Consider the following 19,606-nt stretch of genomic DNA (forward strand, 5'->3'; position numbering starts at 1 on the left):
ATTGCTGCGATAAGCTTAGCTTATGAAGAACCTGACCCTGAAACAGCTGCGTTATTTTGAAGCCCTGGCAAGGGATGGCCGCTTCCGGCGCGCTGCCGAGGCCTGCGCCATCTCCCAGCCGGCACTCTCAATGCAGATCAAAGAACTTGAGCAGGAGTTGGGCAGCGAGCTTTTCGAGCGCAGCGCGCGCGAAGTAAAGCTGACGGCCTTCGGCCAGACCTTCGCTCTCAAGGTCCGCGAGATCCTGCGCGGCGTGGACGAACTGGGGGAGCTGGCGCGCGCCTCTCGCCACTCCTTCCTGTCGCGGCTGCGCGTCGGCATCATACCGACCATTGCGCCTTATCTGCTGCCGATTATCATAAACGATCTGAACGAAACTTTCGCCGGAATTCAGATCGAGGTGCGCGAGACGCAGACGGCAAAGCTTGTTCACGAACTTACCCAAGGCCAGCTGGATACGGCAATCGTTGCCTTGCCCGTGTCGGAACCATCGCTGACCGAACTCGAACTCTTCAAGGAAGAGTTCGTGCTGGTGCGGCGGCCCGAAGACGAGGGCAAGCCGGTGCCCGAACGCGAGGCGCTGCGCGAAATGCGGTTGCTGCTGCTCGAGGAGGGCCATTGCTTCCGCGATCAGGCCTTGTCGTTTTGCAAGATCGGTTCGGCCCGCCCGCGCGAAGTGATGGAAGGCAGCTCGCTCTCCACCCTGGTCCAAATGGTCAGCGCCGGCATCGGCATCACCTTGATCCCGGAGATGGCCGTTCCCGTGGAAACGCGCTCGGCGCAGGTTTCGATCTCCCGCTTCCAGTCTCCGCAGCCATCGCGAACGATCGGCATGGTCTGGCGCAATTCGACCCCGATGGCCAAACAGCTGCTGCAGGTCTCCGAGGCCGTTCGCCGATCAGCCGATATCATGCGCGAACGACAGCTCGCGCGGTGATGGACCTGATGATGTCCCTGCTCAGGACCGGCGCTTGAACGTATGCTCCGCGGCCGGAAACTTTCGCGACCGGACTTCGTCGGCATAGGCGGAGACGGCCGCTGCGATCCTCTTGCCGAGTTCGTCGTAGCGTTTGACGAAACGCGGCGTGAAATCGTTGAACAGCCCCAGAATATCGTCGGATACCAGAACCTGGCCGTCGCAGGCGGAGGATGCGCCGATGCCAATGGTCGGTATGTGGATGGCTGACGTGACCTCCCGGGCGAGCGGTTCTACAGTGCCTTCGACGACGACGGCAAAGGCACCCGAGCCGCCGATGGCATGCGCGTCGCGCCGGATCTTCGAAGTCTCGTGTTCGGAATGGCCGACGGAGCGATAGCCTCCCGCGGTTTGGACCTGCTGCGGCATCAGGCCGATATGCCCCATGACCGGGATGCCCCGCTTCGTCAGAAAGGCAATGGTCTCGGCCATCTCTTCGCCGCCTTCCAGCTTGACGGCATCGCAGCCGGTTTCCTGCAGGATGCGGACGGCATTGCGGAAGGCCACTTCCTTCGATTCCTGATAACTGCCGAACGGCATGTCGACGACGACGCAAGCCTTGTTAACGCCGCGCATCACGGCCTTGCCGTGGGCAATCATCATGTCGAGCGTGACGCCGAGGGTGGTCTCCATGCCGTAGAGCACCATGCCGAGCGAATCCCCGACCAGCAGCAGGTCGCAATGCTCATCGAGCAGGCGCGCCATCGGCGTCGTATAGGCGGTGAGGCAGACGATCGGCTTGCCGCCCTTCATGGCTGAGATGCGGGTCGGCGTCAGACGCTTTTGAGATCCGATGGCGCTCATTTCGTCACTCCCTTTCCCGGCTTGCCCTTCCCGCCGATAACCCCGGCAACCCGGTTGTTGCGGACGACTCGATTGTCGAGAAGCCGCGTCGAGCCGAACCGAACGAAAAGCGCCACGACGACAGGCTCTTCGATCGTGCTGACCGGCTCAAGCGTCGAGGCGTCTCTGACGGCGACGACTTCGGGTTTTGCCAGAGGCTCGCGACTGAGAAATTTCGTGAGCTTTGCTTCCAACTCCCTGGCATCCGTGAGGCCGTCGGCAATCAGGCGCTCGGCCTCGTCGAGGGTCTGCGGGACGATTGCCGCGGCACGACGCTCCTCAGGACTGAGATAGACATTGCGCGACGACAATGCGAGGCCGTCGGCATCCCTGACGGTCGGCACCGATATCACCCGCACCGGCACCGCCAGATCATCCACCATGCGCTTGATGATGACGACCTGCTGGTAATCCTTCTCCCCGAAATAGGCGGTTTGCGGCTGCACGATATTGAAGAGCTTGGAGACGACGGTGGCGACGCCGGCGAAATGCCCTGGCCTGACCGCGCCTTCGAGTTCCCGCCCTAGATCGGGGACGTCGACCACGGTTTTCATCGGGCGCGCATACATGTCCGCGACGCCGGGAGCGAACAGGAAATTGACGCCGGCCTGCTTGAGCATGGCCGAATCGCGCTCCAGATCGCGTGGATATTTGCTGAGATCTTCGGCCGGACCGAACTGCAGCGGATTGACGAAGATCGAGACGACGACGAGATCGTTCTCGGCCCGTGCGCGCGATACGAGCTCCATATGACCGGCATGGAGATAGCCCATCGTCGGCACCAGACCGACGGTCCGTCCCTGGCGCTTCAGCGCATCGAGCGTGTGGCGCAGCTCGTCTATGCTCGAGAAAACCCGCATATATCCTCCCCGCGGCCGGTCACTCATCTTGGGCGCGGATAAGAAGTGTAATCGATGCTGGAGGTCAATGGATATTCCGCGATAAAAACGATTAGATGCAATGGCAGGCCGATAAGGCCGGCCTATATCCGCCCGGAAATGGCAACTTGCAGCGGGGCTGGCAATATGCGAGCCGCAACGCTATTGCCCCCGTCCGTCAAGATACCATTACAGTCGGTCGCTATGGAGGATACATGGAACCTTGGAAGATCAGCCGCGGGCCGATTGCGGCAACCGAGCTCGACGTCGAGAAGGCAAACGCGATCAACACGCTGTTGATCCGGCCGGTCGGCGTGCTTCCGGCGAAGCCCGGAGATCCGATCCTCCCCTTTGCCGTCGGCCTCTTCAACGAATTGCGCCCGCTCCTGAAGGCCGACGCGGGCGTGACGACGCTGAGACGCGCGACCGCCGCCTATGTCCATTGCCGGCGCTACTATTTCGCCAGCGCCCAGCCTGATTCCATGCGCCATGGCGTGGACGGCGAGCCCGTCGAAGCGCTGTCTTCGGAAGACCGGCTGGTCGCGCAAAAACGCTTCCTCAGCCTCAAGCAGAATAACGGCAAGGCCGAGGCGCCGGAGCAGCCTGCACCGGTTCCCCCTCCCCTGTTGAGCAAGAACGAACAGATTCGCGCAGCCCTTCTCAATAGGAAAAGTTCGTCAGCCAGAGCAGGGTGAGGCTAAAACGCGTCGTCTTTCATCTGCAATGGAGGAATAGTAACCTGCTATTGTATTTCGCAGGGATAAATATCTGCGATACAACTTCAGCCAGCAAAACCTTCACGTCGGCCTCAAGTATATTTTGCTTTAGATACCATTAATGCAATTGCGCTAATTTTAGCATCAGTCAGAAACTTCTCCGGACTTGCTAGAACGATGCGTCTCCTGATTGCAGCTTCCCTCTTCGCATTGGCCGCAATCCAACCCGGCGCGGCTGCCGATCTTTCCGCCTATAAACGGCCGCTGACCGTGCCTTTCGAAGGGGTGACGGCCTATTCCCCTCAACTGGCGACGCTCGGCAAGATGCTGTTCTTCGATCCCAGGCTATCCGGCAATAAGAATATGACCTGCGCCAGCTGTCACAACCCGTCCTTCGGCTTCGAGACGCCGGTGAAGACGCCGATCGGCGCGGCTAATACCGCGCTCGGGCGCCAGGCGCCGACGGTTCTGAACGTTGCCTGGGTCTCGCCTTTCTTCTGGGACGGTCGCGCGCCGAACCTGGAGCAGCAGGCGGCGGGCCCGATCACCGCTGCCGCCGAAATGAATGGCAAGCTCGACGATGCCGTGAGTGAAATGCATGACATACCCGACTACAAGAAGTGGTTCGGCGAGGTCTTCCCGGACAAGGGCATCAGCAAGGAGACGCTGCTGACGGCCATCGCCACCTATGAGCGGACGGTGGTTTCCAACTGGTCGCCCTTCGACCGCTGGGTTGATGGCGACGAGAAGGCGGTCTCCGACAGCGCCAAGCGGGGCTTCGAGTTGTTCACCGGCACAGCCGGCTGTTCCGCCTGCCATTCCGGCTGGAATTTCACCGACAACAAGTTCCATGACATCGGCCTGCCGAGCGACGATATCGGCCGCTACAAGATCGATCCGAGCAGCCCCGGCAATAAATATGCCTTCAAGACGCCCGGCCTGCGCAATACGCTCTACCGTGGTCCCTATATGCATGACGGCAGCCTGAAGAGCATGGACGAGGTGATCACCCACTATGAAAGCGGCGGCGTCAGCCGTCCGTCACTCGATCCGGCGATGTCGCCCTTCCTGCTGACGGAAGAGGAGAGCAAGGATCTGGTCGCCTTTCTGGGAACTTTGACCGCGGAAAAGCAAGACATCCCCTTGCCGACGCTGCCGAACTGAGGTGCAGGCAATGAAACTCTCCATACGCATGCAGATCCTCGTGCCCATGGTGGCAACGATCGTCGTCGGCTTCGGCAGCGCATTCCTGATCGGCTACCAATCGGTCACCGGCCAGACCCGGGTCGCCGCGGTGGTGGAGGAGGCGGTGAACGCCAAGCTGGCCTCCGCCCATATCGAACAGCAGTTCAGGCAAGCGACATCGGTCGTCGACCGGGTGCTGTCGATGACCAATTTCGTCTCGGCGGCCGAGGTCAAGACGGAATTCGACGAAAGCAACGGCGCGCTGACGCTATCGCTCGACGAGCTCGGCGGTATCGATCTTGCAGCGTCCTTGACCGAGGCCGAGCGCTCGCTGCGCCAGGCGCATGATGTCTGGGAAAAAGACGTCAAGGTCAGCCTCGGCCTGCAGCCGGCGGATGAAGTGCCGACCACCGAAAAGCTGGCGCGCTCGCAGCAGGCGATCCTGACCGGCATTGCCGCCGTCAACGCCATCGTCGACAAGATCGCCACCGAGAGTGTCGCCGAAGCGGGCAGCGCGCTCGAGACGAAAATCGAAATCGAACTGGCATTGGCAGGCCTCGCCGCCATTATCGGCCTCGGCATTCTGATCGCGATCGCCCGGCATGTGTCGCGCCCGATCCAGCGCATTACCCACTCCATGCAGGCGCTCGCGAGTGGCGAAACCGACAAGGCAATCCCCTATGCCGGGCGCCGCGACGAGATCGGCCTGATGGCCGGGTCGGTGGAAGTCTTCCGTCAGAACGCCATCGCCCGCACCCGGCTCGAAAGCGAGGCCGAGGAGAACCGGCGACTGGCTGAAGCAAACCGGCTGGTCGACCAGGAGCAGGCCGAACGGAGCGCGGCCGAGCGGCTGACGGTCGCCACATCGGGGCTGGCAGCCGGGCTGAAGCGGCTCGCGGCGGGCGATCTCGCCTTCAAGCTTTCGGAGCGGTTCGCGCCGGAATTCGAACCGTTGAGACATGATTTTAACGCTTCCGTCGAGCAGCTCGGCGGGACGCTGCTCTCCGTCTCCGAAAGTGTGTCGATCATCAATTCCGGCACCCGCGAGATCAGCAACGGCTCCAACGAACTCTCCGGCCGCACCGAACGGCAGGCGGCGACGCTGGAACAGACCGCTGCGGCGCTGAACGCCGTCACAGCCAAGGTCACCGAAGCCTTCGAGATTGCCAAAGAGGCCCGAGGGGTCGCCGAAGACGCCAATCGCAGCGCCCTCGCATCGGGCAAAGTGGTGGCCCAGACGGTGGATGCCATGGGCCAGATCGAGGAATCGTCCAGGCAGATCAACAATATCATCGCCGTCATCGACCAGATCGCCTTCCAGACCAACCTGCTGGCGCTCAATGCCGGCGTCGAGGCTGCCCGCGCCGGCGAGGCCGGCAAGGGTTTTGCCGTCGTCGCCCAGGAGGTGCGCGAATTGGCACAGCGTTCGGCCCAAGCCGCCAAGGAGATCAAGGAACTGATCGGTCGGGCATCCGCCAAGGTCGCCGGCGGCGTCGAGCTGGTCAACCAGACCGGCGCAGCACTTGGCGACATCGGCCGCTTTATCGTCGATATCAACCAGCGCATGGAAGCGCTGGCGGGCTCGGCGCGCGAACAGGCCACCAGCCTGTCGGAAGTCAATTCCGCCATGCACCAACTCGACCAGGTGACCCAGCAGAACGCCGCGATGGTGGAGGAAACCACCGCCGCCAGCGTCACGCTCGCTGGCGAGGCGGAGCGCCTGCGCGAACTGGTCACCCAGTTCGAACTGGGCGGGACCGAGCCCGGCGCACGACCCTATCGCGACGCTGCCTGAACGAGATCTGTTCCTATCTCTGGCCCATGCGACGGCCCGTCTGAAAACCGCTCCTTTGCCCGCAACAGCGCCATCAGCATCGGGCCGAGCGTGAACTCGCTCCGTTCGGCGCGCTGGGCGAGATCCCTGAGGTAGCCGCCGGCGGAGTTGATGTGCCCTCCCCTCTGCAGAATGCAGGCCATGACGGTGGCGACGCTCTCCGGCCCCATCACCGAGGCTGCTTCCTCATAGGCCGAAGGGCTGACGCCCAGCATCGAGCGCACGACGGCCGCCGCCATCATCAGATCCCGCCAGCTGGCGATCGTGCCGCCCGGCCCGTAGTCGATGATATCAGGGCAGGCCTGGAGAACCATGCCAAGCGGGAAGGATTTCAATTTCCCGGCATGCGTCCGGACAATGGCCCGCCATCCCTCCCCATCCTCGCCGGCCATTCCCGGTTCGCGCCTTTCCAGCCCTGGCCTCGGTTCGCAACGCCGGTTCTGCCCGGTTTCCAAGCGCGGTTCAGATTCAGATGGGGATTCGGGATTCGAATTCTGTATGTGGTGCTCAATCTGGGATTCATTGGTGCTCGCTATCTGAATTTTACCTTGCAATTCCAATGTGTTGATGATGCCTAGGCGGATCGTCTCAAGCTCATCGAGGATTGGCCCGAGGTATTCGAGCTTTGCCGCTCTCGGAATGCGCTGCAACAGCGCCTGGAACGTCGAAGCGATGCGCTCCCAGTCGCCGGGAACCGCTTCCTCAATGGCCGCGGAAATGAGCTTGGCGATGTCGCGACGGCAGATGGTCAGCCGCTCCTTCATCCTCCGCAGCATCTGCCGGTCGGCGGCAATGCGTGCGGCGATCGTTTCGATCTCGGCGGCGCGGGCAAGGAGCGGCGCCAGGCTGAAGCCGTAGGCCTCGCCGATGCCGCCTTCCCTGTTGCGCCTGATATAGCGCTTGCCGTTCGGGCTGTCTTTGCGGGAGATGAGGCCGGCCTCGACAAGCACGGCGAGGTGCCGGCGCAACGTGGCGGCGGCCATGCCGCGTGCTCTCAGCGAAAGCTGCATGTTCGAGGGAAAGACCACGAGCCCGCCTTCGCTGGAGAGTTCGTCCTGCGGATAAAAACTCAGCAGCGCATCGAGCACTGTCAGCGCCCGGTCGGTTACGTCGAGCCCTGCCCGGGCTTCGCAGACAGATCGGAACAGTTTCCATTTGTTGCGCGTCGTCCCGGCCGCGATCGCTTCGCCGCGCCGCTGTTTCAGCAGCATGGCAAGCGACATCGGCCGCCGCCCGAAGGGCGTCGTTACAGATTCACTCTCCATTTCCTTCACCTCTCATCAGGCAAAAGAAATCCGCTCACCGAAACGATGCGAGGATAAGAGCGCTGGAGCGTCTTTTACGCGTCTGAAAAGACACGCGCAGCGCTGCAGGACTTCTTGACTGGGATTCGTGAAAATGCGATTCTCTGTCTTGCTTAAGGATAGGAGAAGGGCTTCCACGACTCAGGTCGTTTGGGGGCCTTTTTCTTTTGCGGTTTAGTCTCCTTGTTTGCTCTCCTCGGCGAGGAATTGCTCATAGAGCGCATCCAGCCTGCTGGAGAGAAATTCCCCGAAGCGGCCGGCATTCCTCGCTTTCATCGAGAGCGAGAACGCCTTGCCGTCATTCTTCATTTCCGCCTGGACTGCCTTGTCTCGCGGCTGCCATTTCACCTTCCTTGCCGCTGCCGTCTTCTTCACCGGTCGCGCGCTTTTGTTGAGCGCCGCATAGAGCGTTTCGAAACGTTTATCGGAAGGCAACTGATGAAAGCTGTCGTCCTGCAGGACCTGGGCGACGCTTGCTGCATTGGCCGATTTGCCGGCGAGCAGCGACAACTCCACCCAGCGTTCGCGGCCGATGCCGGGTGCGGGGCCGATCGCCTGGACGACCTCCGGCGAGATGCGATCCATCACCGATATCATTTTCGAGATCGACGCCGCATTGGCGGCAAGGGCTGTCGAAATGACCTCCCTGTCGTATCCCAGTTCTTCCAGCCGCCCGGCGAAGAGCGCCCGTTCGATGAAGGTAAGATCGGCGCGGGCCGAATTCTCCTGCCCCTGGGCGATGACATGGGTGCGGTCGTCGATCGCTTTGACAACGGCCCTGACATTACGGCCGAGCTCGCGGGCGGCTCGCAGCCGCCGGTGGCCGAAGACCACTTGATAGTGTCCGTCGATCTTGGCGTGGGGGCGCACCAGAATGGGCGTGTCCTGCCCGCGCGCACGGATCGCTTCGACCAGCGCGCGGAATTCCTCGTCATCCTCGGACAGGCGATCCTTGACGAAGGAGACCTCGACGACATCGGGGTCGAGATCGACGACCGCCTCGCCCTCCAGGAATTTTTCCGCCTGCTTGGCGAGTTCGTCCAGCGAGCGGACGAGCGACCGGCCCGCCCCGCGCATCGGATAGTTCGGCGCGCCTGCATTCTCGTCAGGCATGTCGGCCAGCCCCTCCAGCAGATTCTTTCGTGCCATCACGTCCTCCGATTGCGGTCAATCAATTGATTCGGTTCAAGGAAACCGTGAATTTGTCAGCCGACAAATTCACCGCCCCCATGCCCGATGAATAAGCTCAGCGATCTCGACGTTGACGGCATCCATCGCCTCCAGCGCCCGGTCGTAGGTTCCCCGGTTCATCGACGACCGTTCGACCTCATACAGCGTCTGCTTGGTAATCCCGGCATCCGAGATCGCCGTCGACTTGACCATTTGCTGCTTCAGCATGAATTCGTGGAACATCGTCGACATGAAGCCGACCATCTGTGCCTGCGGCACATCGGTCGGCTCGTAGCGGGTGATGAGATAGCGGTACCAGGAGAGGTTCACTTCGGCTCCGGCCGCTCGGATCGGCTTCAGGATGCCGCCGAGCATCAGCAGGAACTGGCCCATCGACATGACGTCGAGCATCTGCGGATGGATGGTGATCAAAACGCTGGTCGCCGCCGTAAGCGCCGTCAGCGTGAGGTAGCCGAGCTGCGGCGGGCAATCGATAACGACGACATCATAGCGGTCATCGACCTCGGCGAGCGCCCGCGAAATGCGGGTGAAGAAGGTCTTGCCGTCATTGCTCGACTTATCGGCCATCGCCAGCGGCGTGTCGTATTCGTATTCCTGCAGGTCGAGATTGGCCGGCACGATATCGAGGCCGGGAAAGTTCGTCTTATGGATGATGTCAGAGAGCGGCTTCTTCTCGCCGTCGTAGCGGATCGCTTCATAAAGGGACGAGGCCTGGTCGAACTCCGGCTGGAAACCGTGCAGCGAGGACAGCGATGCCTGCGGATCGAGATCGACGGCAAGCACGCGGTGGCCGGTCAGCGCCAGATGCTGGGCAAGATGGGCCGCCGTCGTCGTCTTGCCCGAGCCGCCCTTGAAATTGACGACCGCGATGACCTGCAGCTTCTCGTGGCCGCGGCGCTGGGGGACATACATGCGGCTCTCGGACCGGCCGTGGGCATCGAGATAGCGCCTCAGGTCAAGCATCTGCTCGGCGCTATACGAGCGCCGACCGGAAGGCGAGGTCTGCGGGCAGGGCCCTTTGCCTTCGAGATGCAGCTTCTTCAGCGTGCTTTGCGAGGCACCGACATAATTGGCGACCTCCGCCAGGGAGAAGTTGCGCAGCGTCTTCTTCGCATTCGGCGGAAAGCGCTGCACACTGAGCAGATGCAGCTTCTTTGAAATCACGTCGCCCTGTTCGAGGATCTGATCCTCGAAATGCAACGGCGCCTTGTTCAAGGCGGTCAAATTAGCGTTCATCGGCAGCAATCTTTCGGATAACGATTTTCGGGATCAAAGGCCCTTCTAACCGTTATTATCCGCGATTCTCCGATGCCGGCCAAGAATTTTAAGGTTAACGCATATTAACCTTTTCAGCGGTGGTTCAAGCACTTGGCGGATGCTGCTCGGATGTCGGAGCAGGAAGAAATTTCACGGCCGGGGCGCGGAAAACGCGCTCCCGGCCGCCGCCCGGCCGAAGGGGAGGGGGCAATCGGCCGGCTCAGTTCAGCGGGGTTTCACCAGAGGTGATCCGCTGTTCGTCCGCCCCGAACAGGTGGACGGTATCGTGGATGGGCGCGATCCTCAGCACGTCGCCGGGGGCGGCCCTGATCCGTTCCCGAAAGACGCAGGTGAGCGTCTGTGTGCCCAACCGAACGATAACAAGCGTTTCCGAACCCGTCGGCTCCACCACGACAGTCGTTACCTCGATGCCGTCGGGGTCGAGCCTGATATGCTCGGGCCGGATGCCATAGGTCACGGCATCGCTCGGGCGGCGCTCGCTCGGCAGCAGCAGGCCGTCGGCGGTTTTGAAGCCGCCTTCTCCCATGCTGCCCTGGATGAAATTCATCGCCGGCGAGCCGATGAAACCGGCGACGAAAAGATTGTTCGGCCGATCGTAGAGTTCCAGCGGCGAGCCCGACTGCTCGATCAGCCCGTCCTTCATGACGACGATCTTGTCGGCCATGGTCATGGCTTCGATCTGGTCGTGGGTGACGTAGATGGTGGTCGTCTGCAGCCGCTGATGCAGTTCCTTGATCTCCGAGCGCATCTGCACCCGAAGTTTGGCGTCGAGGTTCGACAGCGGCTCGTCGAACAGGAAGACCGCCGGGTCGCGCACGATCGCCCGGCCCATGGCGACGCGCTGCCTCTGGCCGCCGGACAATTGCTTTGGATATCTTTCGAGAAGATTTTCGAGGCCGAGGATCTTGGCGGCATTACCGACCCGCTGGTCGATCTCCGTCCTCGGCATGCGTTTCAGCCGCAGGGAAAAGCCCATATTCTTGGCGACCGTCATATGCGGATAGAGCGCGTAGTTCTGGAACACCATGGCGATGTCGCGATCCTTGGGCGCAAGCTCGTTGACGATATGCTTGCCGATCTGGATCTTGCCCGAGGTGATGCCTTCGAGGCCGGCAATCATCCGCAAAAGGGTGGATTTTCCGCAGCCGGATGGGCCGACCAGAACGACGAACTCGCCGTCGCCGATGTCGACCGATACGCCTTTGATGGCTTTGAACGCGCCGTAATCCTTGCGTGCATTGTTGACCGAAACATGGGCCATGACAGTCCTCCCGAATTCGCCGTCAAAGTCCGCTCAGGACCGTTTTGAGATAAGTGAGGCCGAGACGCTCGCCCTCCTTGCGCGCAGCAAGATCCTTGCCGGGCCAGCCATAGGCGGCGTCCTCGTGCTCGATCGACAGCGTGCCGTCAAAGCCATGCCCGCGCGTCTGGCTGAGGAAACGCGGCCAGTCGAGAAGGCCTTGACCCGGCAGCTTGTATTGCCACCAGCCCTTGCCGTGATAGCCGACAGCTTGCAGCACCTCATGATCGATCGCCGTATCCTTGGCGTGCAGGATGGCGATGCGGTCTTTCACCGCCTCCATCGCCTGATAGGGATCGACGCCGATGCGGATGAGGTGTGAGGGATCGAATTCCAGGCCGAAGCGGCGATCTTCGATCCTGCGGAAAAGCTCCTGCCATCCTCTCGGCGTTGTACCGATGAAATGGTCCTTCGGTCCCGGCCAATTCTCGATCGCGAAGGTGAGGCCGGAGGACTGCGTCTTTCCGATCAACTCGTTTGCGAAATCGGCGAAGTCGTCATAATTGGCCTCCTCGCTGGCGCTGTCGTCGCGGCCGGGGAAGATCACGAAGATCGGGACGCCGGCATCGCCGATCGCCTCGGCAAAATCGGCGGTCCTTGCCCGAAGCTCCCGGCGTTTTTCGCGGTCGGCATCGAGCTGATTGCCGAAATAGGTGATCGAAGAGACGAAGAGATTGCGGCTGCGGGCAAGCGTGACGGCTGCCTCCACCCGATCCGGCGTTTTGATATGGCCGCCGACATCGATTTCGATCGCGTCGAACCCCGCCGATGCGGCGAAATCCAACACTTCTTCAAGCGGGCGATCATTGAATGTCGAAGTGTAAAAGCCGATCTTCATCAAAATCCTCCCATCTTCATCAAATTCCCGGCGCCTTGCCGGCCGTTTCAACTGTTCAGGCGATCCATGTTTTTCAGCGGCGAACGCGCGCGTTGAGCGACATCCGCCGATGCGAGCATCAGGGCCGCCGCCATCGGCATGGCTGCCGCCCCCATTGCGGAGGCATCCTCGCCGAGCGAGGCGCGATGGAGCGAGGGCAGGCTCGTGTCCTCGGCGTCGAGATGTTCGTGCACATAGCGCAGCAACTCGTCGACGATGCGGATCGGCAGCCGGCCGCCGACGAGGACGGCGTCGGGATCGACGATCAAGCCGATATGCTTGACCGCGACGGCCAGATGCGCGCTCATTTCCTTCAGCCACTGCGAAACCAGGCGCCTGCCATGCGCATCGAGCGTCAGCAGATCGTGCGGAACACTCACCTCGACGTCGTGGCGGGCAAGAAAATCATAAAGTGAAAACAGCGAGAATATTTCGCCGAGAAGCTGGACCTTGTGGGCTTTCTCGTCCCGGCCGTCGGCAATGGGAAGCCAGCCGATTTCGCCGCTGAGGCCCATGGCGCCGCGGTGACCGTTGCCGTCGAGCACGAGGCCGCCGCCCGGGCAGGCATTGATGGCGATGTAGAAGAAGCTGCTGCTCTCGGCGCCGAGGCCGTAATCGAGACTCGGCAAGGGCTGCGGCATTGGCTTCGTTTTCGATGAAGACAGGATGCTGCGTCAGATTTTCGAGTGCTGCACGCACATCGAACGCCGTCCACTCCTGATAGGCCTCGGGCTTACCGAGCAGCGAAATCTCCCCGAGCCAATCCGGCATCGCCAGGCCGATGCCGGCGAGCCGCGCATCGTCGATCAGCCGGCTGCGTTGGAAATGCGAAATCGCATCTGATGTCAGCTGCAGGAATTCCGCCGGCAGGATGAAACGCTTCTCATGATGCACGCGGGCGCGGACATTGCCGACGGCATCGACCGCCAGGATCGTCAGATGGTCGCGGTCGATGTTGATGCCGATCGCAAAACAGGCATCCGGATTGATCTCGAGTTCGATCGCCGGCTGACCCCGCAGCCCATGCCGGCGGCGGGCTTCCATGATCAGACCCTCGTCCAACAGCCGGTCGACGATGCGGGCGATCGCCGGTTTGGTGAACCCGGTGCGCCTCGCGATTTCGGCGCGTGAAATCGGCGCCTGGCGGTGAATGCAGCGCAGGACGACCGCCCTGTTGTGCTCACCGGCATCCTCGACATTGGCGCCGGTCAGATCGGGGACGGCCTGGCGCCGAGTGTCTGGTTCATAGAGTCGAATCCTTCATCAATCATCGAGACTGAACCGATGCTCATCCCTTCACCGCGCCGCTGGTCATCGCGCCGAGGATCAGCCTCTGGAGCGACAGGAAGGCCACGATCGCCGGAACGACCGAGATCAGGCAGGCGGCGGCAAGCAGCTGGATGGACGAGTTGGTCTGCATGCCGCGGAAGTTAAAGATTCCGACGCCGATCGGCATCAGGTCATTTTTGGTGAGCAGCAGGAAAGGCACCAGGAATTGCGACCAGCCGGCAATTACCGTGATGATGAAGACCGAGGCGATACCCGGCGCCGACAAGGGCAGGATGATGCGCCAGAACACCGAAAACCGGTTGCAGCCGTCGATCATGGCGGCTTCGTCGAGGCTGCGCGGAATGCCGTCGACCGTGCTCTTCAACAGCCAGGTCGCCAGCGGAACGCCGAGCGCGATATAGACCATGACGACGGCAAAATGGGTGTCCAGCATGCCGAGCCGGTTCATGTAGCGGTAGAGCGGCACCATGATGACAAGCGGCGAGATCATCTGGAAGAGCAGCAGTCCCATCATCGACAGGCCCTTGCCGCGGAACTGAAAGCGGGAAAAGGCGTAAGCGGCGGGCAGCGCCACGATCAGCACGCCGATCCCGCTCAAGGCCGCAAGCTTGAGGCCGTTCCAGAGATAGATTGGAAAATAGCTGTTGTTCAGCACGGTGATGAAATTGTCGATGGTTGGGTTCTGAGGAATATAGCGCGCCGCGCCGCGATAGATCTCGCGCTTGTCACGCATCGCCATCGACAGGAGATAGGTGAGGGGGCCGGCGAAGAAGACGAACATCACCAGCATGAAGAGATAGCTCAAGGCATCGCCGAGCCGCGTTCCCGTCCGCCCGCTCATTGCTCTTCCTCCTTCGGCAGGAACGAGGCATAGACGAAGGCAAGGCCGAGGCTGATGATCAGCATGAGCACGGAGAGCACGCTGCCGCCGGAGAGATCGTAGTTTCTGAAAACGATGTTGAAGACGTAGAGCGAGATCACTTCGGTCGCGCGGCCAGGGCCGCCGCCCGTCAATGTGATGATCGCGTCGAAGGTATTCACCGTCTGGATGGTGATCAGGATCATGTTGACGAGGATGGCGGCGCGCAGCTGCGGCAGGGTGACGAAGAAGAACTGCTGCGAGGCCGTTGCGCCATCGACTTCGGCGGCTTCATAGAGCGAGGGATCGATCGCCTTCAGCGCCGCATACATCACCACCATCGAAAAGGCCGTGCCGCGCCAGATGTTGGAAATCAGCGTCGACCAGGGCGCCATGGCGGGATCGGAAAGCCAGGCGACGGTTGGCATATGCATCAATCTCAGAATGCTGTTCAGCGCGCCGTAAGGCGCTTCGGAAAATAGCATCTGCCAGATGATGCCGCCGGCAATGCCCGGCACGACCCAGGCGATGAGCGCCGTCGTTCTGAGGATGGTGGTGCCGAACAGGCCGCGCTTTTCGCCGCGGATGACGGTGACGGCGACCGCAAGGCCGAGGATCTGCTGGCCGACGACACTGCCGCCGACGAAGATCAGCGTCGCCCATAAAATGTCGGGCAGCTGCGGCGAACTCAGCGCATTGACGATCGAGCCCAGCGTGTAGTCCTGAGTGTCGCCGATCAGCGTCGCATTGGTGAAGGAAAGCCGGAAAACGTCGATGACGGGGTAGAGGTAGAATATGCCGATGACGACGATCACCGGCATGATCCAGGGCAGGGGCGCCCCGGCGAAACGGCGCATGAACGTTCTGCTTTGAGGCGGGCTGTCGACCTCGATGGCAATAGGGCTCATTGGCTTCCCTGTCCGGGTTTGGCAATGTCGACGGTGCCTGCGGACAGGCGCCGTCGTTGTCTGAAGCGTTGGAGAGTGCTGCTGCCCCTCACCCTAACCCTCTCCCCGCTTGCGGGGAGAGGGGACGCGCCGGACGAGGCGCTTGTGAGGGACGGAGAGGTTGCGGCTTGTCCCCTTATCCCCATCACAACGGGGAGAAGGTGGCGGCAGCCGGATGAGGGGCTGGCCACGGACGCCACCGCATCACAGCCGCTTGTAGGCCTCCATCGCCGCGCTGAATGCGGCATCCAGGGCTTCCTCCGGCTTTTTGGTGCCCGAGAGCACGTCACCCATCATGATCTGGATCTGGTTTGATATTTCCGGATAGATCGGCACGCCGGGGCGCGCCTGTCCGTCGACCAGAGCCTTGGCGAAGGTCTTGTTGGCTTCGGTCGAGAAGACTTCATACTTGTCGAACAGCGATTTGCGGGTCGGCAGCTGCTGCTGCAGTGCGTTTGCCGGCCCCATATAGACCTCGCGTGCGAGGTTGGCGCACATCTCGACCTTGTCCTTGTCCTTGCTGAACGAGGCGATCGTCCAGCCGCCGGTGCCTGTCGAGCGCTGATCGGCCGTCGGGCCGGGGATCGGCGAGAAGGTCCAGTTTTTGAACTCGGCTTCGTCGAGCGTGGACTTCAGCTGGGCATATTGCCAATTGCCGCCGATGAAGAGGGCTGTGGTCGCCGCCGCCGCAGCAGCATTCATGTCGTCGTAGTTGGCGATCGTGCTGACGCGCTTGGGGGCCGCGCCGGAATCGACGAGATCCTTGAAATAGTTCAGCGCCTTCAGGAATTTCTCCTTGTTCTCGCCTTCGCCGAAGACCGGCTTGCCGGTATCGTCGACGAGCTTGCCGCCGAGCGCCCAATAGTTCGCCAGCCAGTCGAAGGTCGTGCCTTCCCAGCGCCCGCCGTTGAACAGGACACCTTCCATACCCTCCTTGGTGGAGGCGAGGGCGGCTGTCTTCAGATCGTCCCAGGTCGCAGGCGCCTCGGCGACGATCGATTTGTTGCGATAGAGCACGCGCAAATCCGTATCCCACCACCATGCCCGCACCGTCTGGTCTTTGTCGGTGATGCCGCTGCGGATGAAGGGGAAGAGGTCGTCCACTTCTTCCTTCGAAAAGTAAGGCGTGAAGTCAGCCAGCACATGATTGACCATGAACTGCGAGAGGACGAAGGAGTCGACGGCGGCGCAATCGGGCGCATTGCCGGCCTTGGCCTGCTCCAGCATCTTGGCCTGTTCGGTGCCGATGTCTGAGGACATGAACTGCATCTGCAGTTTCCAATCGGGATGCTTCTTGATGAAGTCGACGAAGAGCTTCTGATAGCCTTCGGCGATGGCGGGATCGGAATTGTTCGGGCTGTCGTTGGTCAGGCGGACGACGAGGGATTTTGGCGCATCGGCAAGGCCGATCCGGTCCTTGGTTGCAAGTTCCTGGGCAAATGAAACGGATGCTGAAAATAATATTGTGCTCAGCGCAAATGCGCTGACGGTGGCGCTCTTCATGATGGGTCTCCTCCCCATTTTGAACGAATACAGCCTGGCGGTCAGTTGACCTCTCCTCATTTCCGTGCTGCATTAATTAGATTAAGTTACTTTGATTTGATGTCAAGCCACAGCTTGAGAGGCCAGAGCCGGGAGGTTGAGATGCTGGCGACAATCAACAGCAGCTAGCGCAGAATTCCGGAAAATCGAGATCGATTTTTCGAAAAGGATCTGCGCCATCGCCGTGACGGAGCGCCCTTTCGGACGCGTGGCGCAGCCACCGCAATTTTCCTGAAGAAGCATGAGGCGATCGCGGACGGCCGCGATGGCAAGTGCGGTTTTGCCCGGCTGCGCGGTAGCCGGGAGCGAACTCATGGAGGACAAGATGCGTTTACTCATTCTCGGCACCGGCGGCATGGCCAACCAGCATGCAGCGAGATTCAAGGCGATCGAAGGCGTCAGCGTCGTGGGCGGCGTCGATGTCGTTCCGGAAAGGCTTGCCGCCTTCTGCAGCGAACATGGCATCGCCAACCATTTCACCTCGCTGGAAGAGGCCCTTGCCTGGGGCGAATTCGACGCGGTTGCCAATGTCACGCCCGACAGCATCCACCACCCGACGACGCTTCAGGCGATCGCTGCCGGCAAACACGTCTTCTGTGAAAAGCCGCTCGCCACCGATGCGGTCAAGGCGATGGAGATGACCGAGGCGATCGAACGCTCGGGCAAGGTCGGCATGGTCAATTTCACCTATCGCAATTCGCCCGCCCTGCAGAAAGGCCGGCAGATGGTGCTCGCCGGTGAAATTGGCGCGGTGCGCCATGTCGAGGCGTCGCACCTGCAGAGCTGGCTGGTCGGCCGCCACTGGGGCGACTGGAAGAGCGAAAGCAAATGGCTGTGGCGGCTGAGCAAAAAACATGGATCGAACGGCGCGCTCGGCGACATCGGCATCCACATTGTCGATTTCGCCTCCTATGGTTCCGGGCTCGACGTCGCCCATGTCTTTGCGCGGCTGAAGACCTTCGACAAGGCACCTGATCATAAGATTGGCGAATATGACCTCGATGCCAATGACAGCTTCACGATGAACGTCGATTTCACCAATGGCGCGATTGGCACCATCCAGGCGACGCGCACGGCCGCTGGCCAGATGGATCAGCTGCGCCTCAGGGTTTATGGCGAAACCGGCTCGATCGAGATGATCTACAACACTGGACAATCGACACTGCGCGCCTGTCTTGACGAAGACGTGCACACCGCGACCTGGCGTGACGTGTCTTTCGATCCCGTCGAAACCAACTACCAGCGTTTCGTCCAGGCCGTAAGGGCCGGCAAGACGCAGGAACCGTCCTTCCGCCGCGCCGCCAATATCCAAAAGGTCCTGGACAAGGCGCTGGCTTCCGATCTCAGCCATGCCGATGAAGCGCTGACCTGAGCATCAGGCCGAAGCCGGCGGCAGCAGCAACGTGTTGAGGAAGGGCAAGAGGGCGGCACCGAGTGCCACGCCGCCGCCGCTGAAGCTCGCCGGTTTCATCGGCGAAATCCAGGGCGTCAGCAGCGGTCTCGTCGAGGTGTCGCGTCGCTCGATGGAAAGCTGATGGATCAGTGCTTCGATCATGCCTTGCGGCAGATCGCCGCCGATCATGACGACGCTCGGGGCAAGAAAGCCGGCCATGGCGATGATCGGATCGAGCAGGTGGCCGGCGGCTTCGCGTATCCATTGTGACAGCAAGGGGCAGGAGAATTCCTCGCCCTTGAGCAGGCGGGCGAAGTCCTCGTCGCCGATGCGTGAGCGCAGGGAATGGAACCCGACGACGGTGTTGAGCTGGACATTGTCTGGCCCGGTCAGCATTTCGCCGATGCTGCCCGCCCGGCCATGCACGCCGGAATAGGGAACGCCGCGAACGAGAAAACCGGCCTGCACGTCGTCGTCGATGATGATCATCGCCAGACAGCCCTCCGGCATGGCGCTGCCGATGGTGCGCTCGGCAAGCAGGCTTGCCGTGCATTCGTTCTCGACATAGGGCCTCGCGACCGTCGACATCGCGGCGATCGCGTCGCTTTCCTCCTCCGTCCAGTCTTTGGCGGCGATGCCGAGGCCGATGACCGGCAAGGCCGCGTGGCGATCGACCATATCCCTGGCGACGGCATGCACCGCGCCGACCCTGTGCGCAGGATCCACGTCGAAATAGACCCGGTCGTGCACCTGGCCGCTGAGATCGATGAGGACGATTTCGCCGCGCGTCTGGCGAAGCTTGACCCCGACCGAGAAGGCGCCCTCCGGCCGCAACGCGAATTCCGTTGCAGTTGCGCCGCCGCCAAGCCCGTTGCGGCGGTTTGATGTGACCAGTTTTTCTTCCGCCAGCCGCCGCAGAATATTGGTAATGCCGGGGCCGGTCAGCCCGCTATGTCGGCCAAGCTCGGTGCGCGTCAGCGGCCCATGCCGGCGGATCGCTTCCAGGATGACGCGAATATTCCGGTCGGCGATTTCGCCCGACCTCAAACCCACCGCTTTGGCGCGCGGAACGCCCATCTCCTGGGTGTGAAGCCGACGCGGCCCTGACCGAAGATACCGCATGACCGCCTTTCCTAGAGCAACATCTCGGTGTGTATCACGCCTGCTGCGGTTCGTAACGGTTTTCCAACAGC

At 61.6% G+C, this 19,606-nt stretch carries 17 protein-coding genes and 1 pseudogene; 5 read left to right on the plus strand and 13 right to left on the minus strand.

Features of this window, described 5'->3' with window-relative positions; genetic code table 11:
• Positions 1-22 precede the first annotated feature (22 nt).
• Entirely contained in the window at positions 23-937 is a 915-nt protein-coding gene (locus MF410_RS30405; RefSeq protein WP_097624259.1) for a hydrogen peroxide-inducible genes activator, read from the plus strand.
• Positions 938-958: 21 nt separating this feature from the next.
• Here MF410_RS30405 and panB read toward each other — a convergent pair whose 3' ends face one another.
• Together panB and panC are read right to left on the minus strand one after the other, a co-directional pair.
• Entirely contained in the window at positions 959-1,780 is an 822-nt protein-coding gene (panB, locus tag MF410_RS30410) for a 3-methyl-2-oxobutanoate hydroxymethyltransferase (RefSeq protein WP_097624260.1), read from the minus strand.
• Entirely contained in the window at positions 1,777-2,679 is a 903-nt protein-coding gene (gene panC / locus MF410_RS30415) for a pantoate--beta-alanine ligase (RefSeq protein ID WP_097624261.1), read from the minus strand. The genes panB and panC overlap by 4 nt, the downstream gene beginning before the upstream one ends.
• 233 nt (positions 2,680-2,912) lie before the next feature.
• On the opposite strand from panC, the gene MF410_RS30420 reads away from it, so the two are divergent.
• From MF410_RS30420 to MF410_RS30430, 3 genes are all read left to right on the plus strand, one after another.
• Positions 2,913-3,392 carry a ProQ/FINO family protein gene (locus MF410_RS30420; RefSeq protein ID WP_097624262.1) on the plus strand — a complete coding sequence of 160 codons (480 nt, stop codon included), beginning with the start codon at positions 2,913-2,915 and terminating at the stop codon, positions 3,390-3,392.
• A gap of 198 nt (positions 3,393-3,590) precedes the next feature.
• A complete protein-coding gene (locus tag MF410_RS30425) occupies positions 3,591-4,577 on the plus strand; it encodes a cytochrome c peroxidase (RefSeq protein ID WP_097624263.1) in 987 nt (328 codons plus the stop codon).
• A gap of 10 nt (positions 4,578-4,587) precedes the next feature.
• Positions 4,588-6,393 (plus strand): methyl-accepting chemotaxis protein, encoded by a 1,806-nt coding sequence (locus MF410_RS30430; protein ID WP_097624264.1) that lies wholly within the window; start codon positions 4,588-4,590, stop codon positions 6,391-6,393.
• Here MF410_RS30430 and repC read toward each other — a convergent pair.
• The 10 genes and pseudogenes from repC to MF410_RS30480 all read right to left on the minus strand — a co-directional run bounded on the left by repC (position 6,375) and on the right by MF410_RS30480 (position 17,359).
• Positions 6,375-7,697 carry a plasmid replication protein RepC gene (gene repC / locus MF410_RS30435; protein ID WP_097624265.1) on the minus strand — a complete coding sequence of 441 codons (1,323 nt, stop codon included), beginning with the start codon at positions 7,695-7,697 and terminating at the stop codon, positions 6,375-6,377. The genes MF410_RS30430 and repC overlap by 19 nt on opposite strands.
• A gap of 213 nt (positions 7,698-7,910) precedes the next feature.
• Positions 7,911-8,885 carry a plasmid partitioning protein RepB gene (repB, locus tag MF410_RS30440; protein ID WP_097624266.1) on the minus strand — a complete coding sequence of 325 codons (975 nt, stop codon included), beginning with the start codon at positions 8,883-8,885 and terminating at the stop codon, positions 7,911-7,913.
• Between the two features lie 69 nt (positions 8,886-8,954).
• A complete protein-coding gene (repA, locus tag MF410_RS30445; protein WP_097624267.1) occupies positions 8,955-10,163 on the minus strand; it encodes a plasmid partitioning protein RepA in 1,209 nt (402 codons plus the stop codon).
• Between the two features lie 241 nt (positions 10,164-10,404).
• Entirely contained in the window at positions 10,405-11,466 is a 1,062-nt protein-coding gene (gene ugpC, locus MF410_RS30450) for a sn-glycerol-3-phosphate ABC transporter ATP-binding protein UgpC (RefSeq protein ID WP_097624268.1), read from the minus strand.
• A 22-nt stretch (positions 11,467-11,488) separates the two neighbouring features.
• Positions 11,489-12,343, minus strand: coding sequence for a sugar phosphate isomerase/epimerase (locus MF410_RS30455; RefSeq protein ID WP_097624269.1), 855 nt, complete (start codon positions 12,341-12,343; stop codon positions 11,489-11,491).
• A 47-nt stretch (positions 12,344-12,390) separates the two neighbouring features.
• Positions 12,391-13,629 (minus strand): annotated as a pseudogene (locus MF410_RS30460) (ROK family transcriptional regulator).
• A 41-nt stretch (positions 13,630-13,670) separates the two neighbouring features.
• Positions 13,671-14,513 carry a carbohydrate ABC transporter permease gene (locus MF410_RS30465; protein ID WP_239620772.1) on the minus strand — a complete coding sequence of 281 codons (843 nt, stop codon included), beginning with the start codon at positions 14,511-14,513 and terminating at the stop codon, positions 13,671-13,673.
• Complete coding sequence (locus MF410_RS30470; protein ID WP_239620773.1) at positions 14,510-15,439, minus strand: sugar ABC transporter permease; 930 nt, start codon at positions 15,437-15,439, stop codon at positions 14,510-14,512. The genes MF410_RS30465 and MF410_RS30470 overlap by 4 nt, the downstream gene beginning before the upstream one ends.
• Positions 15,440-15,682: 243 nt before the next feature.
• Positions 15,683-16,981, minus strand: a complete 1,299-nt coding sequence (locus tag MF410_RS30475) for an ABC transporter substrate-binding protein (protein WP_097624271.1) — start codon at positions 16,979-16,981, stop codon at positions 15,683-15,685.
• Between the two features lie 102 nt (positions 16,982-17,083).
• Entirely contained in the window at positions 17,084-17,359 is a 276-nt protein-coding gene (locus tag MF410_RS30480; RefSeq protein ID WP_239620775.1) for a hypothetical protein, read from the minus strand.
• Between MF410_RS30480 and MF410_RS30485 the strand changes: the two genes are divergently transcribed.
• On the plus strand, positions 17,346-18,392 hold the full coding sequence (locus MF410_RS30485) for a Gfo/Idh/MocA family oxidoreductase (RefSeq protein ID WP_239620776.1): 1,047 nt from the start codon (positions 17,346-17,348) through the stop codon (positions 18,390-18,392). The two genes, MF410_RS30480 and MF410_RS30485, sit on opposite strands and share 14 nt — an antisense overlap.
• A 3-nt stretch (positions 18,393-18,395) precedes the next feature.
• Here the strand turns inward: MF410_RS30485 and MF410_RS30490 are convergent, their stop codons facing one another.
• Entirely contained in the window at positions 18,396-19,535 is a 1,140-nt protein-coding gene (locus MF410_RS30490; protein WP_097624272.1) for an ROK family transcriptional regulator, read from the minus strand.
• Positions 19,536-19,606: the final 71 nt, after the last annotated feature.

Source organism: Rhizobium sp. C104 (genome assembly GCF_022354505.1).
In the GTDB taxonomy this organism is placed as follows: domain Bacteria; phylum Pseudomonadota; class Alphaproteobacteria; order Rhizobiales; family Rhizobiaceae; genus Rhizobium; species Rhizobium redzepovicii.